The organism is Thiomonas islandica (assembly GCF_055383445.1).
In genome coordinates this window covers 2,651,048-2,669,067 of sequence record NZ_AP042391.1, presented here as the reverse complement: position 1 = coordinate 2,669,067, position 18,020 = coordinate 2,651,048, and the positions used below count along the sequence as shown (strand labels likewise).

General features: G+C 64.4%; 15 protein-coding genes and 3 tRNA genes. 4 read left to right on the top strand and 14 right to left on the bottom strand.

All coding sequences use genetic code 11. From position 1 onward, the window contains the following. Window positions 1-11 precede the first annotated feature (11 nt). Window positions 12-1,016 (top strand): PA2778 family cysteine peptidase, encoded by a 1,005-nt coding sequence (locus ACZ47F_RS12900; RefSeq protein WP_464925087.1) that lies wholly within the window; start codon window positions 12-14, stop codon window positions 1,014-1,016. A gap of 34 nt (window positions 1,017-1,050) precedes the next feature. Here the strand turns inward: ACZ47F_RS12900 and ACZ47F_RS12895 are convergent, their stop codons facing one another. From ACZ47F_RS12895 to ACZ47F_RS12860, 8 genes are all read right to left on the bottom strand, one after another. Further along, the gene (locus ACZ47F_RS12895) at window positions 1,051-1,821 is read right to left on the bottom strand and encodes a c-type cytochrome (protein ID WP_464925086.1); all 771 of its coding nucleotides are present in this window, start codon (window positions 1,819-1,821) and stop codon (window positions 1,051-1,053) included. Then, the gene (locus tag ACZ47F_RS12890) at window positions 1,818-3,155 is read right to left on the bottom strand and encodes an FCSD flavin-binding domain-containing protein (RefSeq protein ID WP_464925085.1); all 1,338 of its coding nucleotides are present in this window, start codon (window positions 3,153-3,155) and stop codon (window positions 1,818-1,820) included. The genes ACZ47F_RS12895 and ACZ47F_RS12890 overlap by 4 nt, the downstream gene beginning before the upstream one ends. Before the next feature lie 5 nt (window positions 3,156-3,160). Further along, a complete protein-coding gene (locus ACZ47F_RS12885) occupies window positions 3,161-3,553 on the bottom strand; it encodes a c-type cytochrome (RefSeq protein WP_464925084.1) in 393 nt (130 codons plus the stop codon). A gap of 8 nt (window positions 3,554-3,561) precedes the next feature. Then, complete coding sequence (locus ACZ47F_RS12880) at window positions 3,562-4,797, bottom strand: hypothetical protein (RefSeq protein ID WP_464925083.1); 1,236 nt, start codon at window positions 4,795-4,797, stop codon at window positions 3,562-3,564. Window position 4,798: 1 nt separating this feature from the next. After that, complete coding sequence (locus tag ACZ47F_RS12875; RefSeq protein ID WP_464925082.1) at window positions 4,799-6,232, bottom strand: cytochrome c; 1,434 nt, start codon at window positions 6,230-6,232, stop codon at window positions 4,799-4,801. A gap of 444 nt (window positions 6,233-6,676) precedes the next feature. Then, window positions 6,677-7,480, bottom strand: a complete 804-nt coding sequence (gene murI, locus ACZ47F_RS12870; RefSeq protein WP_464925081.1) for a glutamate racemase — start codon at window positions 7,478-7,480, stop codon at window positions 6,677-6,679. Continuing rightward, on the bottom strand, window positions 7,477-7,635 hold the full coding sequence (locus ACZ47F_RS12865) for a cysteine-rich CWC family protein (protein ID WP_464925080.1): 159 nt from the start codon (window positions 7,633-7,635) through the stop codon (window positions 7,477-7,479). Before ACZ47F_RS12865 ends, murI begins: the two co-directional genes overlap by 4 nt. Window positions 7,636-7,711: 76 nt before the next feature. Next, window positions 7,712-9,238 carry a fumarate hydratase gene (locus tag ACZ47F_RS12860; protein WP_464925079.1) on the bottom strand — a complete coding sequence of 509 codons (1,527 nt, stop codon included), beginning with the start codon at window positions 9,236-9,238 and terminating at the stop codon, window positions 7,712-7,714. A gap of 250 nt (window positions 9,239-9,488) precedes the next feature. Here ACZ47F_RS12860 and acs point away from each other — a divergent pair, with 250 nt between their 5' ends. Both acs and ACZ47F_RS12850 read left to right on the top strand, forming a co-directional pair. Beyond that, window positions 9,489-11,468: an acetate--CoA ligase gene (acs, locus tag ACZ47F_RS12855; RefSeq protein WP_464925078.1), complete on the top strand. Its 1,980-nt coding sequence runs from the start codon at window positions 9,489-9,491 to the stop codon at window positions 11,466-11,468. A 43-nt stretch (window positions 11,469-11,511) separates the two neighbouring features. After that, a tRNA-Ser gene (locus ACZ47F_RS12850) sits at window positions 11,512-11,602 on the top strand. 201 nt (window positions 11,603-11,803) lie between these two features. Here the strand turns inward: ACZ47F_RS12850 and ACZ47F_RS12845 are convergent. The 4 genes from ACZ47F_RS12845 to ACZ47F_RS12830 form a co-directional block, all read right to left on the bottom strand. Next, entirely contained in the window at window positions 11,804-11,953 is a 150-nt protein-coding gene (locus tag ACZ47F_RS12845; protein WP_464925077.1) for a hypothetical protein, read from the bottom strand. A 159-nt stretch (window positions 11,954-12,112) separates the two neighbouring features. Beyond that, window positions 12,113-12,790, bottom strand: coding sequence for a hypothetical protein (locus ACZ47F_RS12840; protein ID WP_464925076.1), 678 nt, complete (start codon window positions 12,788-12,790; stop codon window positions 12,113-12,115). A 94-nt stretch (window positions 12,791-12,884) separates the two neighbouring features. Beyond that, a tRNA-Leu gene (locus ACZ47F_RS12835) sits at window positions 12,885-12,970 on the bottom strand. Between the two features lie 69 nt (window positions 12,971-13,039). Further along, a tRNA-Leu gene (locus ACZ47F_RS12830) sits at window positions 13,040-13,124 on the bottom strand. 171 nt (window positions 13,125-13,295) lie between these two features. On the opposite strand from ACZ47F_RS12830, the gene rnr reads away from it, so the two are divergent. Then, window positions 13,296-15,623: a ribonuclease R gene (rnr, locus tag ACZ47F_RS12825; protein WP_464925075.1), complete on the top strand. Its 2,328-nt coding sequence runs from the start codon at window positions 13,296-13,298 to the stop codon at window positions 15,621-15,623. Between the two features lie 19 nt (window positions 15,624-15,642). Here the strand turns inward: rnr and ACZ47F_RS12820 are convergent, their stop codons facing one another. Both ACZ47F_RS12820 and aptA read right to left on the bottom strand, forming a co-directional pair. Further along, complete coding sequence (locus ACZ47F_RS12820) at window positions 15,643-16,518, bottom strand: cytochrome c oxidase assembly protein (RefSeq protein ID WP_464925074.1); 876 nt, start codon at window positions 16,516-16,518, stop codon at window positions 15,643-15,645. Window positions 16,519-16,632: 114 nt separating this feature from the next. Then, window positions 16,633-17,994, bottom strand: coding sequence for an omega-aminotransferase AptA (aptA, locus tag ACZ47F_RS12815; protein ID WP_464925073.1), 1,362 nt, complete (start codon window positions 17,992-17,994; stop codon window positions 16,633-16,635). Between the last annotated feature and the right edge of the window lie 26 nt (window positions 17,995-18,020).

Sequence of the window (18,020 nt, the reverse complement as noted above, 5' to 3'; positions counted from 1 at the left end):
AGGGTGCGCGCATGACCGGAGCCGGCAGGCGACGGGCGATCTGTCTGGCGCTGGTGTCCAGCCTGGCGCTGGGGGGATGTACCGCGCTGCCGCCTGGCTTGCTGGTAACATCTTCCCCGCAGTTCCAGAATGGCCGGCTGCTCGATGCGCCGGCCGGCCTGCCATCAGCTGCGCAGGTGAGCGGCGTGCCGTTCTTCCCAGACGACAGCCATTACTGCGGGCCGGCGTCGCTGGCCTCCGTGTTGGTGTTCAGCGGCGCGCAGACCTCGCCGCAGCAGCTGATTCCGCAGGTGTTCACCCCGGCGCTGGAAGGCAGTCTGCAGTTCGATCTGCTCGGCGCGTCCCGCCGAGCAGGACGGCTCGCGGTAGTGCTTCCGCCTCGGCTGGGCGTGCTGTTCGCCCAGGTTGCCGCGGGCATTCCGGTGGTGGTGTTGCAGAAGGTGGGGCTGGGGGCGCGGGACTGGCACTACGCGGTGCTGGTGGGGTATGACCTGCAGGCCGACAGCGTCACCCTGCGCTCGAGCACCGCAAGCGACTTGCAGCTGTCGATCGGGCAGTTTGATCGCTCATGGGCCGCTGCAGGACGCTGGGCCTTCGTCACCCTGCGGCCAGGGCAGTTTGCACCCGATGTCTCCGAGGATCGGTATATCCACGCGGTGGCGCCGATGGAGAATGTCGCTCCGGATGCGGCACGGGCCGCATATGAGGCGGCGCTGTCGCGCTGGCCGCAGTCCTGGCTGGCGCGGATGGGGCTCGGCAATCTGGCGTACGCCCGGCAAGACTATGTGCAGGCGTCGATTCGCTTTGCCGAGGCTGCGCGGCTCAACCCGGAAGATGGTGACCCGATGAACAATCTGGCGCAGGCGCTGCTCTCCGCAGGCGACTGGCACGCCGCGCAAGGGGCGATCGAGGTCGCGCTGCGGCTGGGCAAGCCGCACCCCGAGATCTACCAGCGCACCGCCGAGGCGATCGCCAAGGCGCGCGAGGCGGCCTTGCGCGGGGCGCACGCACAGTGAGTGAATCTGCGGCGTGCGTCCTCAATCCCCGGCCTCAGTCGGCCTTGGCGGTGCGGGCTGGCCCGAGCCGTGCGTAATAGCGTGCGAGCAGCGTGATCTCGGCATCGCTCAGACGTTTGCTGAACTGGCTCATCCCCTTGTATACATCGTTCTGACGCTCGCCTCCGTGATACAGGCGCATGGTGCGGATGAAATAGTCCGTGGTCTGGCCAGCGATCGCCGGGGTTGTGCCTTTGCCTTCGCCGTGCAGGCCGTGGCATGAAGCGCAGGCGGTGATCAGGCGCCTGGGATCGCCTCTGCGCACGAGTTGTTCGACGTGCTCGGCGTCTGCTGCGCCCAGCGGGGCGGCGAGGGTCGCTTGCGCTTGCGGGGCGACGGGCAGCGGCAGACTCGCGTAATACGCCGCGAGATCGGCGATCTGCTCCGGGGTCATCATGCGGGCGATGCTGGTCATCAGTCTGGCGCGCTCGTCTTCATCGCGCAGTCCGCTACGGTAGTCAAGCAGGGTCTTTGCGGTGTAGTCGAAGTGCTGTCCGGCCAGGCTGGGCCAGTTCATGGTTGCGGCCTGGCCGCTTGCACCGTGGCAGGAAGCGCACATCATGGTCTCGTGCAGCTTCTGCCCGGCGGCGGGATTGCCCTTGGGCAACGATTTGAGCGCATTTTGCAGGGTGACGGGAGTCCATGGCTGGGCGGAGAGCGCGGCGTGTTCGCTGGCGTGCGCGGTGGTCGCCAAAGCGATGCCCGTGGTCAGCGTGGCGACCAGCGCGAGGGCGTGCCATGCACTGGAAAGGGAAGCGGTGCTCATGCGAAGATGTCCTGAGTGAAGGCCTTGATCCAGGCCTGCTGATAGACGGCGGACAGACGGATTTGCGCCGGGGTTGCATCGAACGGCAGATAGCGCGCCTTGTTGACCCGGCCGATCTTGCCGTCCTCCTTGATCTTGAACACGTCAGCGACGAACAGGCCGTAGTCCTTGCCGGCCAGGGCGTAGCAGGTGTTCTCCCACACCGGGGTGCCGGGATCGCGGCCCGCAAGCTGATCGGTGATGACCCGGGCAACCCACTTGGCCTGGGTGTTGGCGGAAAAGCCGGACTTGGGCACGTCATCGGCGATGCTGGCATCGCCGATGACGTGCACGTCCTTGTGCATGGTCGATTCGAACGTGGTGCGGTGCACCGGGCAGAACCCGCTGTCGTTGGTCAGGCCGAAGTCGAAGGCGATCTGCCCGGCGACCATGGCCGGAATGACGTTGATCACATCGGCCTTGATCGCACCGCCCGCGGTGTGAAGGGTCATGGTCTTGGCATCTAGGCGCTGGGGTGTGCCGCCGGTCTTGGCTTGAATCCACTCCAGCGCGCAGGGCTTGCTCGCCGGCAGCAGTTCGGCCTTGATCTTGCTGCGGTATTCGGCCGGGGGCTGGAAACCGTAGAGTCGGTTCCAGCCGAGCATGGCGGTCTCGTCGGTGACAAAGCTGTCCTTCGGGTCGGCGATGATGACCTTGGCACGCGGGTTGTGCCGGGCAAACCACTCTGTCATCAGTGCGGCGCGCTCGTACGGCCCGGGCGGGCAGCGGTAGGGGTTGGGCGGTGCCGCCAGCACGAAGGTGCCGCCTTCGCGCATGCTTTGCAATTGCCGGGCCAGCAGCGCGGTCTGCGGCCCGGCGATCCAGCCGCTGGGTACCTGAGTCTCGGCGATCTGCTCGCTGTAGCCGGGCAAGCTGTCGTAGCGCAACTTGATGCCGGGCGAGACGATGAGCTTGTCGTAGGTCAGCACCTTGCCACTGGCGGTGGTGATGGTTTTGTTGACCGGATCGATGCCCTTGGCGGTATCGAACGCGAACGCCACGCCATATTTTTGCTGCAGGGTGTCGTAGCGCACCTCGAGCGCCTGCATGCTGACATGTTGGTTGAGCACTTCGCTCGAGCCGTAGGGGCGGATGTAGACCGGGTTCTTTTCGATCACCGTGACCTGCAGGCGAGGATCGGTCATTTTCAGGTACTTGGCGGCGGTGGCCCCTCCAACACCACCGCCGATGATGACGACGCGGGCAGACGCCTGACCGGCACGGACGATCGCGGGACAAGCGGCCAACCCGAATGTTGCGGCGCCCGCAAGGAGGCATTGACGACGTGAGTTCATGATGTTCACTCCGGTTTGACTTTGGCGAAGTAGCTCGCCATGGCGTCGGTTTCGGCGTCGGTGAAGCCTTCGGCCACATGGCGCATCAGTGTGGCGGGGCGCTTGCCACTGCGGAAATCGCGCATGGCCTGCACGAACTGCTCCTTGGGCATGCCGGCCAGCGGCATGAAGGCGGCGTTCTTGATGCGGCCATCGGTGCCGTGGCAGCCGGCGCAGGTCTGCGCGATGGCGGCTCCGCTGGGCGGCGTGGTTGGGCCGGGTGGCAGTACCGCCGGTTTAGCCGAAGCTGCGGCGGGGGCTACGGTCGCGGGCGCGGCAAACACGGGGGCCGTGGCGCCGAGCAGACCGATGGCGAACACGATGGCAATCAGGATGAGGGTGAGATGTTGGAGTCGCATGGCAATCCTTAACGCGCCCAGACAATGAAGCCGACGACGAAAAACTGCACGATCCACAGGCCCACGAGCCACATCGAGATGGTGCCGATGCGGTCGACGGCCGCAGAAGGCGTATAGATCTGGCCCTTGGGCGTGTGCCCGACCTTCCACGCGATAGTGAGGAAGTACGTCAGGGTGCTGCCGCCGATGAGGGCGAAGGTGGCGAAGAACAGCACATTGCTGTACCAGTCCAGATGCACCGGGTAGGTGAACACGTCATAGCCATGTACGCCCTGCAGCACGGTGTAGCGCAGCACTTCGCGCAGCGCGGCCACGGCAATCAACGCCACGGCACCGAAGGCGAATGGCGCATAGCCTAGCGAGGTCTCGAGCGTGCGCTGGCCGAGCAAGGCGGCAGAGACGACGGTCAGCAGCAACAGCGCTCCGCTGAGCAAGACCACCGGCGAGGTGGCAAACCCGGCAATGTTGGCGGGCACAGAGGCCATCCAGCCGCCCAGAAAGACCAGCGCGACCGCGCCCCCGATGTTGAGCATCTTGCCAGCCAGACGGCCGACCCATTGCAGGTAGGTCACATCCGCGCGCTGGCCTGCCTTGAGATAGCGGCGGTAGGCATAAAGCCATGCGCCTGTCACCGGCGCTGCCAGCGAGATGAAAAAGCCGTAGCGCCAGAGGTTGTAGTCGTGCAAGGTACGCCCGTGCGGGTTGATCTCACCGCCGGGGGCGTACCACTGCATCCACTTTTCAGGGCTGAGCATCTGGTGGGTGAGCACATGCATGATGAAACCCACCACCAGGAACAGCGCCAGCGCCGCCACGATGCTCCAGCCCGATCGCACCGCATGCTGCGGATCGTCCAGGTGGTAATTGCGGCTGTAGAAGAAGTAAAGCGCCATGTAGCCCGCGATCAGCAGCACGATGAAGCCGATCGCCCACCAGGCTGACAGCACGTTGCTGGTGTACCAGAACGGGTCGTAGGTGACCTGCACGAACAGCAGCGGGGCAACGCCGAGCACCACGGCCACCGACACGGCGATCTTGGCGGTCGTGGTCATCGCTGCGGCCAGGCGACGGCGCATCGGATCCTGGCTGAAGGCGTTGGTCAGCGCCACAGCGGTACTGCCCAGCATGACGTGGACTGCGGCGATGTGCAGGGCGAAGGTCAGCACGCCCAACACCAGGAACACGATGGGATGAGTGGGCACTCCTGCGACGTCGCGCAGGGCATAGAGCATTTCGGAGTTCATGTCAGCGGGCCTCTGTGGTGCGGGTTGTAGGCTGGGCGGTCGCCTTATCGGCCAGTGCCAGCGCTGCCTTGTGCTGGATGTGTGCGACCGCGGCCTGCGGCTGCTTCATGTGCACGATGTAGACCGCCAGCGCCTCGGCCTCTTCCGGCTTGAGCGGAATCATCGGCATGTAGAGCGTGGCTCCGGTAGACAGTGCGCCGCGTAGGTAGGACTCGACTTCACTGACGTTGGTCGTGGCCCCGAAATACTTGTGCAGAGGCCGCATGCCGGTGTCGCTGAGCGAGTGGCAGTTGGAGCAGGCGGTCAGCGCCAGTGATTCGCCCACCTTGAGCATGTTGTCCGGAGTGATCACGCGCAGGTTATCGGGCACGAAGACTTGCGTCTTGAGAAAACCGTGCGCCTCCAGAAGCGGGATTTCGCTCTTGATGTTCATGCCAGGTACGTCACGGCCGATGACCTGATTAGAGTAGACGTATTGCCCGGCCACCCAGGGTTTGCGCATCGACTCGCGCGCGACCTCCTCCGGCCACAGGCCGAACACCAGGATGACCACGGTGGCGGCGGAGGCGCCCCACACCACCAGGGTGCGCGAGGAAATCAGGGTCATCACAAAATACGCGAGAATGCCCAGCAGCACGGTGACGATGGCCGGCTGGAAATAAGAAGGCAGGCGGTTGTCTATTACCAGATGCGCGGTTTCCGGCAGGGTGCGGATATACCACTGGAACAGCGCCGCGCCGGTGATCGACGACGCGATGCCCAGCCAGGCCAGCTTGCGCGAAATTTCGCGCTTGAAAGCCGGGTCGGTGATGCGCGCCGCAACGATGCCGCCAACGACTGCTGTCATGGTGAACATGAACGCGGTGCGCATGGCGAGCTGGGCGAAGGTGTTGCTGCCATAGAAGCCGTTGAGATAGCCGCCCTGTGTGTACCAGACCTCCTTGCCCGGCACCATCATGAACGACAGGATGCCCAGGATGATCAGCATGGTGGTGTACGAGGCCATGCCGAAGATCACCGCAATGCGCATGTGCGTGCGCTGATCCACCCGACCGGCCAGATAGATCACCAGATAGACGCCGACCACCTCGATGACGAAGAACACCCACTCGGTCGCCCATTTCCACACAAAGCTGTGGATCAGCGCCGAGATACCACGCGGGCTGGCGACCGTGGTGCTGTACCAGATGCCCGGTCCGGTGATCGAGCCGATAACGTACGAGAACACCAGCAGGAACATGCCGTATTTGCGGATGTAGTCCAGCAGCTGCGGCTGGTTGCGGCGGTACGCGACCACTGCTAGGTAGGCAAACAAGATGGCCGCGCCGACCGAGGTGTGCGACGCTAAGACGTGGATCGTGGCGATGATGCCGACGATCCACCCGCTGCCCAGGCCCGGTTCGTACCAGGTGGGATAAAGCCCGACCCAATCCATATCGACTCCTTGTCTCGGTGCGATGTGCACCTTGTTGTTTCAAATAGCGACAATTTGTTACTGGATGGAGTATCGGCAGACGTTCGCAGTATGGATTTGACCTTTCGCAATTGGCCGATCGAGACTTGCAGATTGATCTATATGTGCGTGACACGGGTCACAAACCGTGCGGTGCGATTGAAAAACTAGGGTTTACACGGATTGCAGAAATTTCTTGAACTGGCGCCTGTGAACGCTATTTGTGCACCTGCGCAAATGGCGTCCACAGGACCTAATCTGCCCAGTATTTGCCCTGAAGTCTGGCTAGGACTGGATTTGATCGCGCGCGATCTCACGCCTGTCGAAATGCAATCACTGCAGATTGCGCGACCAGCAGGCGTGCGGGGTGAACGCGGGGCAGACCGCAGGCGGCCAGCACGCTAGGTTGCGCGCGCCGTGCTGAAGTCAGACTGCGGGCCGTCCAGGAACAGTCGGCCGGTGGTGAAGCTCGGCTGTGTCCAGCCCGCACAGCGCCGCCATGCGGCGCAGCACGGCGACATCGCCATTGGTGTAGAGCCGAGGCGGCACGCGCTCGGCGCTCGCGCCGTGCGTCCACATCCGCGCAGCTTGGCGGGCGACGGGCTCGGCGGTATCGAGCAGACGCACCTGTGCGCCGAGCTCGGCCTGGATCGCCGCGGCGACGAGGGGATAGTGCGTGCAGCCGAGCACGACGGTGTCGCAGCCGGCCTCGCGCAGCGGTGCGCAGTACTGGCGGATCATGGCGTGTAGCGCGGGCGACTGCAAATCGCCGCGCTCGATCGCGTCGGCCAGCCCTGGGCAGGGCTGCAGGACGGGCACGGCGTGCGCGGCATGCGCCTGCAGCAGCGCGCGGAACTTGGCGCTGCGCAGCGTCGCCGGCGTGGCCAGCACGCCGACGCGGCCGCTGCGGCTTTGTGCCAGCGCCGGCTTGATGCCTGGCTCGATGCCGACGAAAGGCAACTCGAACTCGGCGCGCAGCGTAGCGATTGCTGCGGCGGTGGCCGTGTTGCAGGCGACGACGATGAGCCGCGCACCGTGCTCGAGCAGGAACTGGCTGATGCTGCGCGCGCGCTGCACGATGAAGTCCTCGCTGCGGTCGCCGTACGGCGCGTGCGCGGAATCGGCGACATAGATCAGCGGCACACCGGGGAGATGCGAATGCAGTGCGCGCAGCACGGTCAGCCCGCCAACGCCCGAGTCGAACACGCCGATGCAGGCGGGGACGCTCATGGCCGAGTGCCGGGCGCAGCGGTCTGGGCGGTCGCGCAGCGCCGGCAAAGGCAGGCCGCGCCGCGCAGGTCGGCGGGAAGGCTGCTGAGCGTTTGCGCAGCGATGCACACACTCGTGCACCAGCACGACGCATTCACAGACCCGCTGCTGGCCATAGCGCAGCCGTTTGGCTCGCCACAAAGCGGGCAGAGTACGGAGTCAAGGGGCGGCGCTGCGGTCATGACAGAAGGTTCAGGCTGCTGTGAGCGGAATCTGCGCGATACGCGCCTTCCACTGCGCCGGCCCGGTCTCGTGCACCGAGTTGCCGCGCGCGTCGACCGCTACGGTCACTGGCATATCCCGCACGGTGAAGGCATAGATCGCCTCCATGCCGAGGTCTTCGAAAGCGACCACGCGCGCCGACTTGATCGCCTTGGCGACTAGGTAGGCCGCGCCGCCGACTGCGATCAGCGAGGCGCTGCGGTGCCGCTTGATCGCCTCGATCGCCTGCGGCCCACGCTCGCCCTTGCCGATCATCGCCAGTAGGCCGGTGCGTGAGAGCATCATCTCGACGAATTTGTCCATGCGCGTGGCCGTGGTCGGGCCGGCAGGGCCGACGACCTCGTCGCGCACCGGATCGACCGGGCCGACGTAGTAGATCACGCGATTAGTGAAGTCCACCGGCAGCGGCTCGCCGCGCGCCAGCAAATCGGCGATGCGCTGGTGCGCCGCGTCGCGCCCGGTGAGCAGCTCGCCCGACAGCAGCAGCGTCTCGCCCGGTTGCCAGCTCGCCACCTCCTCGCGGGTCAGGGTGTCGAGGTTGACCCGCCGGCTGCGCACGGCATCCGGCACCCACTGCACATCCGGCCAGAGATCAAGGCTCGGCGGCTCCAGGTACACCGGGCCGCTGCCGTCGAGCACGAAGTGCGCGTGACGGGTAGCGGCGCAGTTCGGGATCAGGGCCACCGGTTTACTTGCGGCATGGCAGGGGTAGGTCTTGATCTTCACGTCGAGCACGGTGGTCAGTCCGCCCAGACCCTGCGCGCCGATGCCCAGCGCGTTGATCTTTTCGTACAGCGAGATGCGCAGTTCCTCCAGCCGGTTTTGTGGCCCGCGCGCCAGCAGCTCCGACATGTCGATATCCTCCATCAGCGCTTCCTTCGCCATCAGCATGGTCTTTTCCGCGGTGCCGCCCACGCCGATGCCCAGCATGCCGGGCGGACACCAGCCGGCGCCCATGGTCGGCACGGTCTTGAGCACCCAGTCCTCGATGCTGTCGCTGGGGTTCATCATGATGAACTTGCTCTTGTTCTCGCTGCCGCCGCCCTTGGCCGCCACCTTGACCGACACGGTGTTGCCTGGAACGAGGTTGACCTGGATCATTGCCGGGGTGTTGTCGCGGGTGTTCTTGCGGCTGAAGATCGGGTCATCGACGATGGAGGCGCGCAGCAGGTTGTCGGGGTGGGTGTAAGCATCGCGCACGGCGGCATTGACCACCGCGTCCAAGCCATGGTGAAAGCCATCGAGCCGCACGTCCAGGCCGATGTCGAGGAACACGTTGACGATTCCCGTGTCCTGGCAGATGGGACGATGGCCCTGCGCGCACATGCGGCTGTTGGTCAGGATCTGCGCGATCGCATCGCGTGCTGCAGGCGATTGCTCGCGCTCATACGCGCGCGCCAGATGGGTAATGTAATCGGCCGGGTGGTAGTAGCTGATGAACTGGAGCGCCGCGGCGATGCTCTCTTGCAGATCGGCGGCACGGACGGTGGTGGGCATGGTGTGAACGTGGTCGTTGTGAGAATGAGGTGGGCTGCCGGTTGGGCTGGTGCGCCATGCGGTTTGCGGACAAGGCGTTTTGGACAAGGTGTTTGCGGCCGTCTGCAGATTTTATGGGTCGATGTCGGCGCTCGCAGGGAAATCCCGCGCGGCGCCGCTGCGTCAGGGCTGCGTAAGGGCGCAAAATTCACATGTCGCTGTTGGTCAGCGCGTTTTTCTTCACCGATTCCACAGAACCCAGGAGACTGTCATGAGTGATTCCACCGCACACCCGCACGAGCGCAAGGTTTATTACCCGCCGCAACAGGCGGTGCAGTCCGCCCGTATCTCTGGAATGGACACCTACCGCGCACTGTGCGCCAAAGCCGAGGCCGACTACACCGGATTCTGGGCCGAACTGGCGCGCGAGCATCTGCACTGGCAACAGCCCTTCACCCATGTGCTCGATGAAAGCCAGGCGCCGTTCTACAAATGGTTCGACGACGGCAGACTCAATGTCTCCTACAACTGCCTGGACGTGCATGTGCAGGCCGGGCGGGGCGACAAGACCGCGATCGTGTTCGAGGCCGACGATGGCACCGTCACCCGGGTCAGCTATGCCCAGCTGCTCGACAAGGTGGGCCGCTTTGCCAATGCGCTCAAGCGGCTCGGCGTGAAAAAGGGCGACCGGGTGGTGATCTACATGCCCATGTCGATCGAAGGCGTGGTGGCGATGCAGGCCTGTGCGCGCATCGGCGCTACGCACTCCGTGGTGTTCGGCGGGTTTTCCGCGCAGTCGCTGCGCGATCGTATCGAGGACGCTGGCGCAGTGCTGGTGATCACCGCTGACGAGCAGCGCCGCGGCGGCAAGTCGTTGCCGCTCAAGGCCATCGTTGATGAGGCGCTGGGCCTCGGAGGATGCGACAGCGTGCGCCATGTCGTCGTCTACCGTCGCACAGGCGGAGAGGTTGCCTTCGATCCTGCGCGCGATCTGTGGATGGACGCGCTCAGCGACGCAGAATCTGCCGACTGTGCGCCCGAGTGGGTCGAGGCCGAGCATCCGCTGTTCCTGCTCTACACCTCCGGCTCCACCGGCAAGCCCAAAGGGGTGCAGCACTCCAGCGGCGGTTATCTGCTGTGGGCCAAGCTGACCATGCTGTGGACCTTCGACATCCGCGCCGACGATCTGTTCTGGTGCACTGCAGACATCGGCTGGGTGACCGGTCACACCTACATCACCTACGGCCCGCTGGCCTGCGGCGCCACCGAAGTGGTGTTCGAAGGCGTGCCCACCTATCCCGACGCCGGCAGGTTCTGGCGCATAATCCAGGACCACAAGGTTTCCATTTTCTACACCGCGCCGACTGCGATCCGCTCGATCATCAAGGCCGCGGAAACCAACGCTCAGGTGCACCCACGCAACTACGATCTCAGCAGCCTGCGCATCCTCGGCAGCGTCGGCGAGCCGATCAACCCGGCGGCCTGGGAGTGGTACTACGAGCATGTTGGCGGCCGGCGCTGCCCGATCGTCGACACCTGGTGGCAGACAGAGACCGGCGGGCACATGATCACCCCGCTTCCCGGCGCCACACCGATGGTTCCCGGTTCCTGCACCCTGCCGCTGCCGGGTATCATCGCCGACGTGGTCGACGAAACCGGCCACGACGTACCATGGGGCACCGGCGGTATCCTGGTGATCAAAAAGCCCTGGCCATCGATGATCCGCACCATCTGGGGCGACCCACAACGGTTCAAAAAGAGCTACTACCCCGAGGAATTGCGCGGCTACTACCTGGCTGGCGACGGTGCGATCCGCGATCCGAACGACGGTTACTTCACCATCACCGGCCGCATCGATGACGTGCTCAACGTATCAGGACACCGCATGGGCACGATGGAAATCGAATCGGCGCTGGTGTCGCATCCGCTGGTGGCCGAAGCCGCCGTGGTCGGCCGCCCGGACGACATCACCGGCGAGGCCATCTGCGCCTTTGTCGTGCTCAAGCGCACCCGGCCGCAGGGCGACGAGGCGCTGGCGATCGCCGCCGAACTGCGCACCCACGTCGGCATGGAAATTGGCCCCATCGCCAAGCCCAAGGACATTCGCTTTGGCGACAACCTGCCCAAGACCCGCAGCGGCAAGATCATGCGCCGCCTGCTGCGCTCGTTGGCCAGAGGCGAGGCGGTGACACAAGATACCTCCACCCTGGAAAATCCCGCCATCCTCGAGCAACTCGGCAAGTCGCACTGAGCCAGCAGCCGCTCTCTTTTGCCTGCTATAGTTATAGGTTGCCGGAGAGATGGATGAGCGGTTTAAGTCGCACGCCTGGAAAGCGTGTAAGGGTGAATAGCCCTTCGGGGGTTCGAATCCCCCTCTCTCCGCCAGAATGAATCCCAAGTCATTCATGTCACTTGGGTTTTTACTTTCGCGCAGTCGTTTTTGGCAGGCAGTGCGTTCGGATTGCGCCTTTGCGTCTGCGAGATCTGGGCTTGTTGTGCGGATGGGTGGACGAGTTCCCCGAGTCCATCCGGTCTCGTTGCAGTTGGTCGGCGCTGGGAAATGTCTTGCAGCATGGCTGTGCGCACTCAGCGCCTGGTCACCACCACGGCCCCGTTGCCTTGCGCGAAGAGATGCACGGTGGAGGTCATGCCGGTTTGGGCAAATGTTGCTTGGATTTCCTCTGGCTGAAAGAAGCGGTTGCCATGGATCTGTTCGCTCAGATCCTGAAACGCCATGCCGCGATGGCTGGGTTCGCGCAGGGCCGCTCGATCGGCGGGCCAGGCTGGCTCCCCCCATATCACACATACCCACTCGGCTTGAGATTGGTGCGCAACCAGTCGAACAGCATCTGCGAGTCTTTTCCCACACATGATGCAGCGTGCGGTTCATGGCAATCAGGTCGGCGGGCTCGTCCAAGATGATGCATGGATGTTGCCGTGCTGGAAGCGCAGCCGGTCCGACAGCCCGCTTTGCTGTGCCAGGGCTCGTGTCTGGGTGATGCTTTCCTCGAAGTCGTCGATGCCCAGGCCACGCAGCTTGCCGTAGCGCTGTGCCAGCGCGGGCAGGTACCAGCCATTGCCGCGGCCCAGATCGACGGCCAGGCCGCCGCGGGCGTCGACATCGACAAAGGCCGTCACCGCCGAGCAGATTGTGCGCTCGAACATCGGCCCGAAGATGGCTTCGAGCATGGGGCCAAACCACCGCGGTACGGTCTCGCGCTCGGCCAAAACCTGTTCGCCCGGACGTTTACCAGTGCGCATCAGGTCTGCGGCCCGCTCGGCCATGTGAGCGTAGAGGACTGACTGCACTGCCATGGGCATGAGCGTGTCAGGGGCTTCGGGACGCATGGCCTTGCTCAGCGGGATCTGGCGGAACGTTTGCCCGTCGGCGTCGAGATAGCCGAAGGCGTAGGCGGCATCGGCACCATGCTCAACTCGAACGAGGGCAACCTGGTAGCGTAGGCGATGCAGACAGGCGCGACGGTGCTGCCGGTGGATGCGTGGCCCTACAGGTTTCTGGATTCGTGGCTGTCGCTTGCCGCTAAAACTGAGCTGTTCGAGCGCGGCTATCAAGCCGTGCGTCGCTGCTCGTGGGGCGGTCACCCGGAAGCGACCCGAAAGCAATGCGCCGTTAGGAAATAGAAAATTTGCGCAAGTGCTCGTTTTCTGGTGCCGGGAGCGGGACTCGAACCCGCACGCTTTAAGGGCGGTGGATTTTGAGTCCACTGCGTCTACCGATTCCGCCATCCCGGCCTGGGGCTGCAATAGCAGCACAAAACAAAACGGGGAATCGAAATCCCCCGTTTGTGTTTCAACAATTTTTGGTGCCCAGAAGAGGACTCGAACCTCCACGCCTCGCGGCGCTAGTACCTGAAACTAGTGCGTCTACCAATTCCGCCATCTGGGCAATCAAGTCTGACATCATAACACAGGAGACAGGCCTGTAAAGAGCCGCGCGCCACGAGCCACGCTGCATTCCAGAGGCGATAATGGCAGCAAAAGCAACGCCGTGCCTCATCCCGTGGGATGACTCGGCCAAGACATCGCAGCAATTTCGCTGCAGGACAAAGGATTTCCCGTGATTGTTGAAGGTATTGTGCGTGGTCACCGCGATGGTCATGGCTTTGTTACGCCAGATGACGGCGGGCCAAATATCTATTTGTCCCCGCAGCAGATGCGCACCGTGCTGCATCTTGACCGTGTGAGTGTGCGGGTAGGCAAGCCCGACCGCCGCGGCCGCATCGAAGGTCAGGTGGTCGCCATCCTGGAGCGCAGCTCGCGGCCCATCATCGGCCGTCTTCTCCAGGAGGGCGGCACTTGGCTGCTGGCTCCAGAGGATCGTCGTTATGTGCAGGACATTCTGATTTCTCCCGATGGCGTGGGCAAAGCGCGGGCCGGGCAGGTGGTCAGTGCGCAGATCACGCAGCCGCCGCTGCCGAACGTGCAGCCGGTTGGGCGGGTGCTGGAGGTGCTGGGCGAGTTGGATGACCCGGGCATGGAAATCGAAATCGCGGTGCGCAAGTACGGCGTGCCGCATGTGTTCTCCGCCGGCGCGCTGCAAGAGAGTGCCGCGCTGCCCGATGCGGTGCGCGACGAGGACATGGTCGGACGGATCGACCTGCGCGATGTCGCGCTGGTGACCATCGACGGGGAGGATGCCCGGGATTTCGACGATGCGGTGTACTGCGAACCGGCGCGCGTTGGCCGCGCCAAGGGCTGGCGCCTGCTCGTGGCGATTGCGGATGTGTCGCACTATGTGCGCGAAGGCACCGAGCTCGATGCCGACGCGCTGGAGCGGGCAACCTCGGTGTATTTTCCGCGCCGGGTCATTCCTATGCTGCCGGAGAAACTGAGCAACGGGCTATGCTCGCTCAACCCGCAGGTGGACCGGCTGTGCATGGTGTGCGACATGCTGATCACGGCGCAGGGCGAGATGAAGGCCTACCAGTTCTATCCCGCCGTGATGCGTTCGCATGCGCGCCTGACCTACACCGAGGTGGCAGACATTCTGTCCAACACCGCGGGCAAGCTCGCGCGCGAGCGCGCCGAGCTGGTGCCGCATCTGCTCAATCTGCACGGCGTGTTCAACGCCTTGCTTCAGTCGCGGCAGGTGCGCGGCGCGCTCGATTTGGACATTCCGGAAACGCAGATCGTGGTGAACGCCGCCGGCAAGATCGAGGCCATCATTCCGCGGCAGCGCAACGATGCGCACCGCCTGATCGAAGAATGCATGCTCGCGGCCAATGTCTGCGCAGCGCATTTTCTGGAGAGCAACCAGCAGCTCGCGCTATACCGGGTGCATGAGGGACCCACGCCCGAGAAGCTCGAAACATTGCGCACGCTGCTGCGCAATCTGGGGCTGAGCCTGGGCGGCGAGGGCACGCCGGAGCCGGCGGACTATCAGGTCTTGGCCAAGTCGATCGAAAACCGGCCCGACGCCCTGCAAATCCAGACCTTGCTGTTGCGCTCGATGCAGCAGGCCATCTACACACCGCACAACAGCGGGCACTTCGGACTGGCGTATCCGGCCTATACGCATTTCACCAGCCCGATCCGGCGCTACCCGGACCTGCTCACCCACCGCGGCATCAAGGCGATTCTCGAAGGGCGGCGCTACACCCCGCGGTTCAGCGCGCGGGTGGAAATGAACCGCGGCGAGCAAAACGCGCGTCGCGCCCCACAGCGCAGCGCGACCAGCATTGCGCCCGCTGCGCCGCTGTCGAAGCCGCAGGCGCAGGACTTGCCGATCTGGGAAGCGGTCGGCGTGCACTGCTCGGCCAACGAACGCCGCGCAGATGAAGCCAGCCGCGATGTCGAGAGCTGGCTCAAGTGCTGGTACATGCGCGATAAGCTTGGCGAGGAATATGTCGGCACGATCACCGCGGTCACCAGCTTCGGTCTGTTCGTGCAGCTCGACGCCCTGTTCGTCGAGGGCTTGGTGCATGTTTCGGAGATCGGCGCCGACTACTTCCGCTACGACGAGGCGCGCGGTGAACTGCGCGGCGAGCGCACCGGGATCCGCTACGCGCTGGGCGGGCGCTTGCTGGTGCAGGTCAGCCGGGTCGATCTGGACGGACGCAAGATCGACTTCCGGCTGGTTCGCGAAGGGGCCAAGCCCGGCCCGTCGAACAAGACGCTGCCGACTTCGGGCGAGATCAAGGGACTGGACGACGACCTGTTCACCCTCAATCTGCAGACCTCCGCAGGTCTGCGCAAGTCGCGTGTGTCCGTCGCCGGCGCCGCGTCTGCTGGTGGCAAAAAGACACGACGGCGGGCTGCGGTCTCGGTCACCAACGCGGAGGCCAGCCCATCCGCTGCGGCAGCCGGGGTCTCGAAAAAGACGAGCGGCAGCCGCAAGGCAGGCAAGGGCGGAAAGCCCAACGGAGGGCGCAGCCGCGGGCGGTGAACGCTGCCGCAGGCGAAGATCAGGCAGCAGGAGGCGGCGCGACTGCGGCGGCGGCCACTTGCTTGTCTGCGGCGTGGCGCGCCGGAAGGCGACCGCGGTCCGACAGCCGCATCCACATGCGCAGCGCGATCAGGCTGCCGAGCACCATCGAGAACGATCCGGGAATCCAGAGAATCAGGCCGCCCAGGTGCTGATCGGTCAGCGGATCAAGGTTGATGGCACGCCCGCAGATCTGGTAGATCGGGTAGTAATCAGTCATGCTCAGCGCCAGAATTGCACCCCAGACCATGGTGGGCAGCATCGCCACCAGAGGCAGCAACACGCGCTTGCCCGGTGAGAGATGCGCCGGCGGGCTCGGGCGCGTGTCCAGCACCAGCCACCAGAACAGCAAACCATCGAGCGCCATGCTCCAGTTCATCAAGCGGTAGGTCGGCGCGTTGAGCATGACAAAGGGGTGAAACGACGGGATCAGCCACAGCAGCGCCATGCCACCGAACAGTACCGCGGCGATCGCCGGGTTGAACAGCACCAGTTTGACTCCGCGCACGACCACATTGCGCTGCAGCGGATGCAGCCAGCGCAGCCGCCAGCTCAGAGGAATGCCCGCACGCAGGGTCGGCAGCGGGTAACTCCACATGATGAGCAGCGGCGCAATGTCGTGCAGCGTGAGTTGCTGGGTGATGTGCACGAAAAACTGATGCTCGGCGTAATAGTCCCAGCGCGTCTGGAATGCCTGCCACATCAGCACCCATCCCAGCCAGAACCGCAACTGACGCGACACAGAAGGACGGTGGCGCCGGCAACCGCGCAGATACACAACCGCTGCCAGCGCCAGCAGTGCCAGTGCGGGGACGGACAGCTCCCAGGGGATGAACCAGCGCAATAACGATTCCATGCAGACTTCGGGACAGGTGAGTTCGTGCGCACTTTAACCGGTGTGTGCGGCCAGCAGCGCAATCGGCGCAGCAAGCCATGAAAAACCCGGCAGGCCGACGGGTCGCCTGCCGGATCAATCGATGGTGTGCAGCACCTCGCGGATGGTCGACATGATCTGGTCGATCTGGCTGCGCTCGATGATCAGCGGTGGAGACAGCGCAATGGTGTCACCGGTATAGCGCACCAGAACCCCCCGTTCATAGCAGCCGATGAATGCCTCGTGTGCGCGTTTGCCGAATGCGCTAGGACGGGACTGCAGTTCGATGCCGCCGATCAGCCCGATGTTGCGCAGATCCTGCACATGGCGCGCGTCGCGCAGCGCATGCAACGCCTGTTCCCAGTATGCGGCGATGCCCTCGTCCCGGACACGGGTCAGCAGATGCTCGCGTCGATAAATCTGTTGCGTGGCCACGACCGCCGCCATGGCCAGCGGGTGCCCCGAATAGGTATAGCCGTGGAAAAACTCTACCGTGCCCTCTGGCGCGGCGTTGACGATGGTGTCGTAGATGTCGTTGCGCACGAACACCGCCCCCATCGGTACAGCCGCATTGTTGACCGCCTTGGCCGTGGTGATGATGTCTGGCGTGACCTCGAAGTATTGGGCCGCGAACGGCGTGCCCAGACGGCCATATGCGGTGATGACCTCGTCGAAGATTAGCAAAATGCCGTGCTTGTCGCACAGGCTGCGCAGGCGCTGCAGGTACCCCTTGGGTGGAACGAGCACACCGGTCGAACCAGCCACTGGCTCGACAATCACCGCGGCGATATTGCTTGCATCGTGCAGCGCAACCAGCCGTTCCAGATCGTCCGCCAGGTGGGCGCCCCATTGCGGCTCGCCGCGCGAAAACGACTGATGCTGCGCCGAATAGGTGTGCGGTAGATGATCGACATTCGGCAGCAACGAGCCACGGAAAACCTTGCGGTTTGCCACCATCCCGCCCACCGAGATGCCGCCAAAGCCCACTCCGTGATAGCCCCTCTCCCGTCCGATGAACAGGGTGCGGGTGCCGTCGCCGCGGGCGCGGTGATAGGCCAGGGCGATTTTCAGCGCCGAGTCGACCGACTCCGAGCCGGAATTGGTGAAGAACACCTTTTTCAGATCGCCCGGAGCGATGTCGGCCAGCAGGCTGGCCGCCTCGAACTGCAGCGGATGGCCCATCTGGAAAGGCGGGGCATAGTCCATTTCCTGCGCCTGGCGGGCGATTGCCGCGCTGATTTCGGCGCGGCCGTGCCCGGCGTTGACACACCACAGGCCGGCGGTCCCGTCGAGAACCAGTCGCCCGTCGTGCGTGCGGTAATACATGCCCTGGGCGCCGACCAGCAGGCGCGGAGCGGATTTGAATTGGCGGTTGGCCGTGAACGGCATCCAAAGCGGTTCCATCGCGGGCAGCTCTGGCATGGCGACAGTGCCATGCTTCAGATCGGCGTGATCCATACTGTCTTTCCTGTGAACGGTGGGGG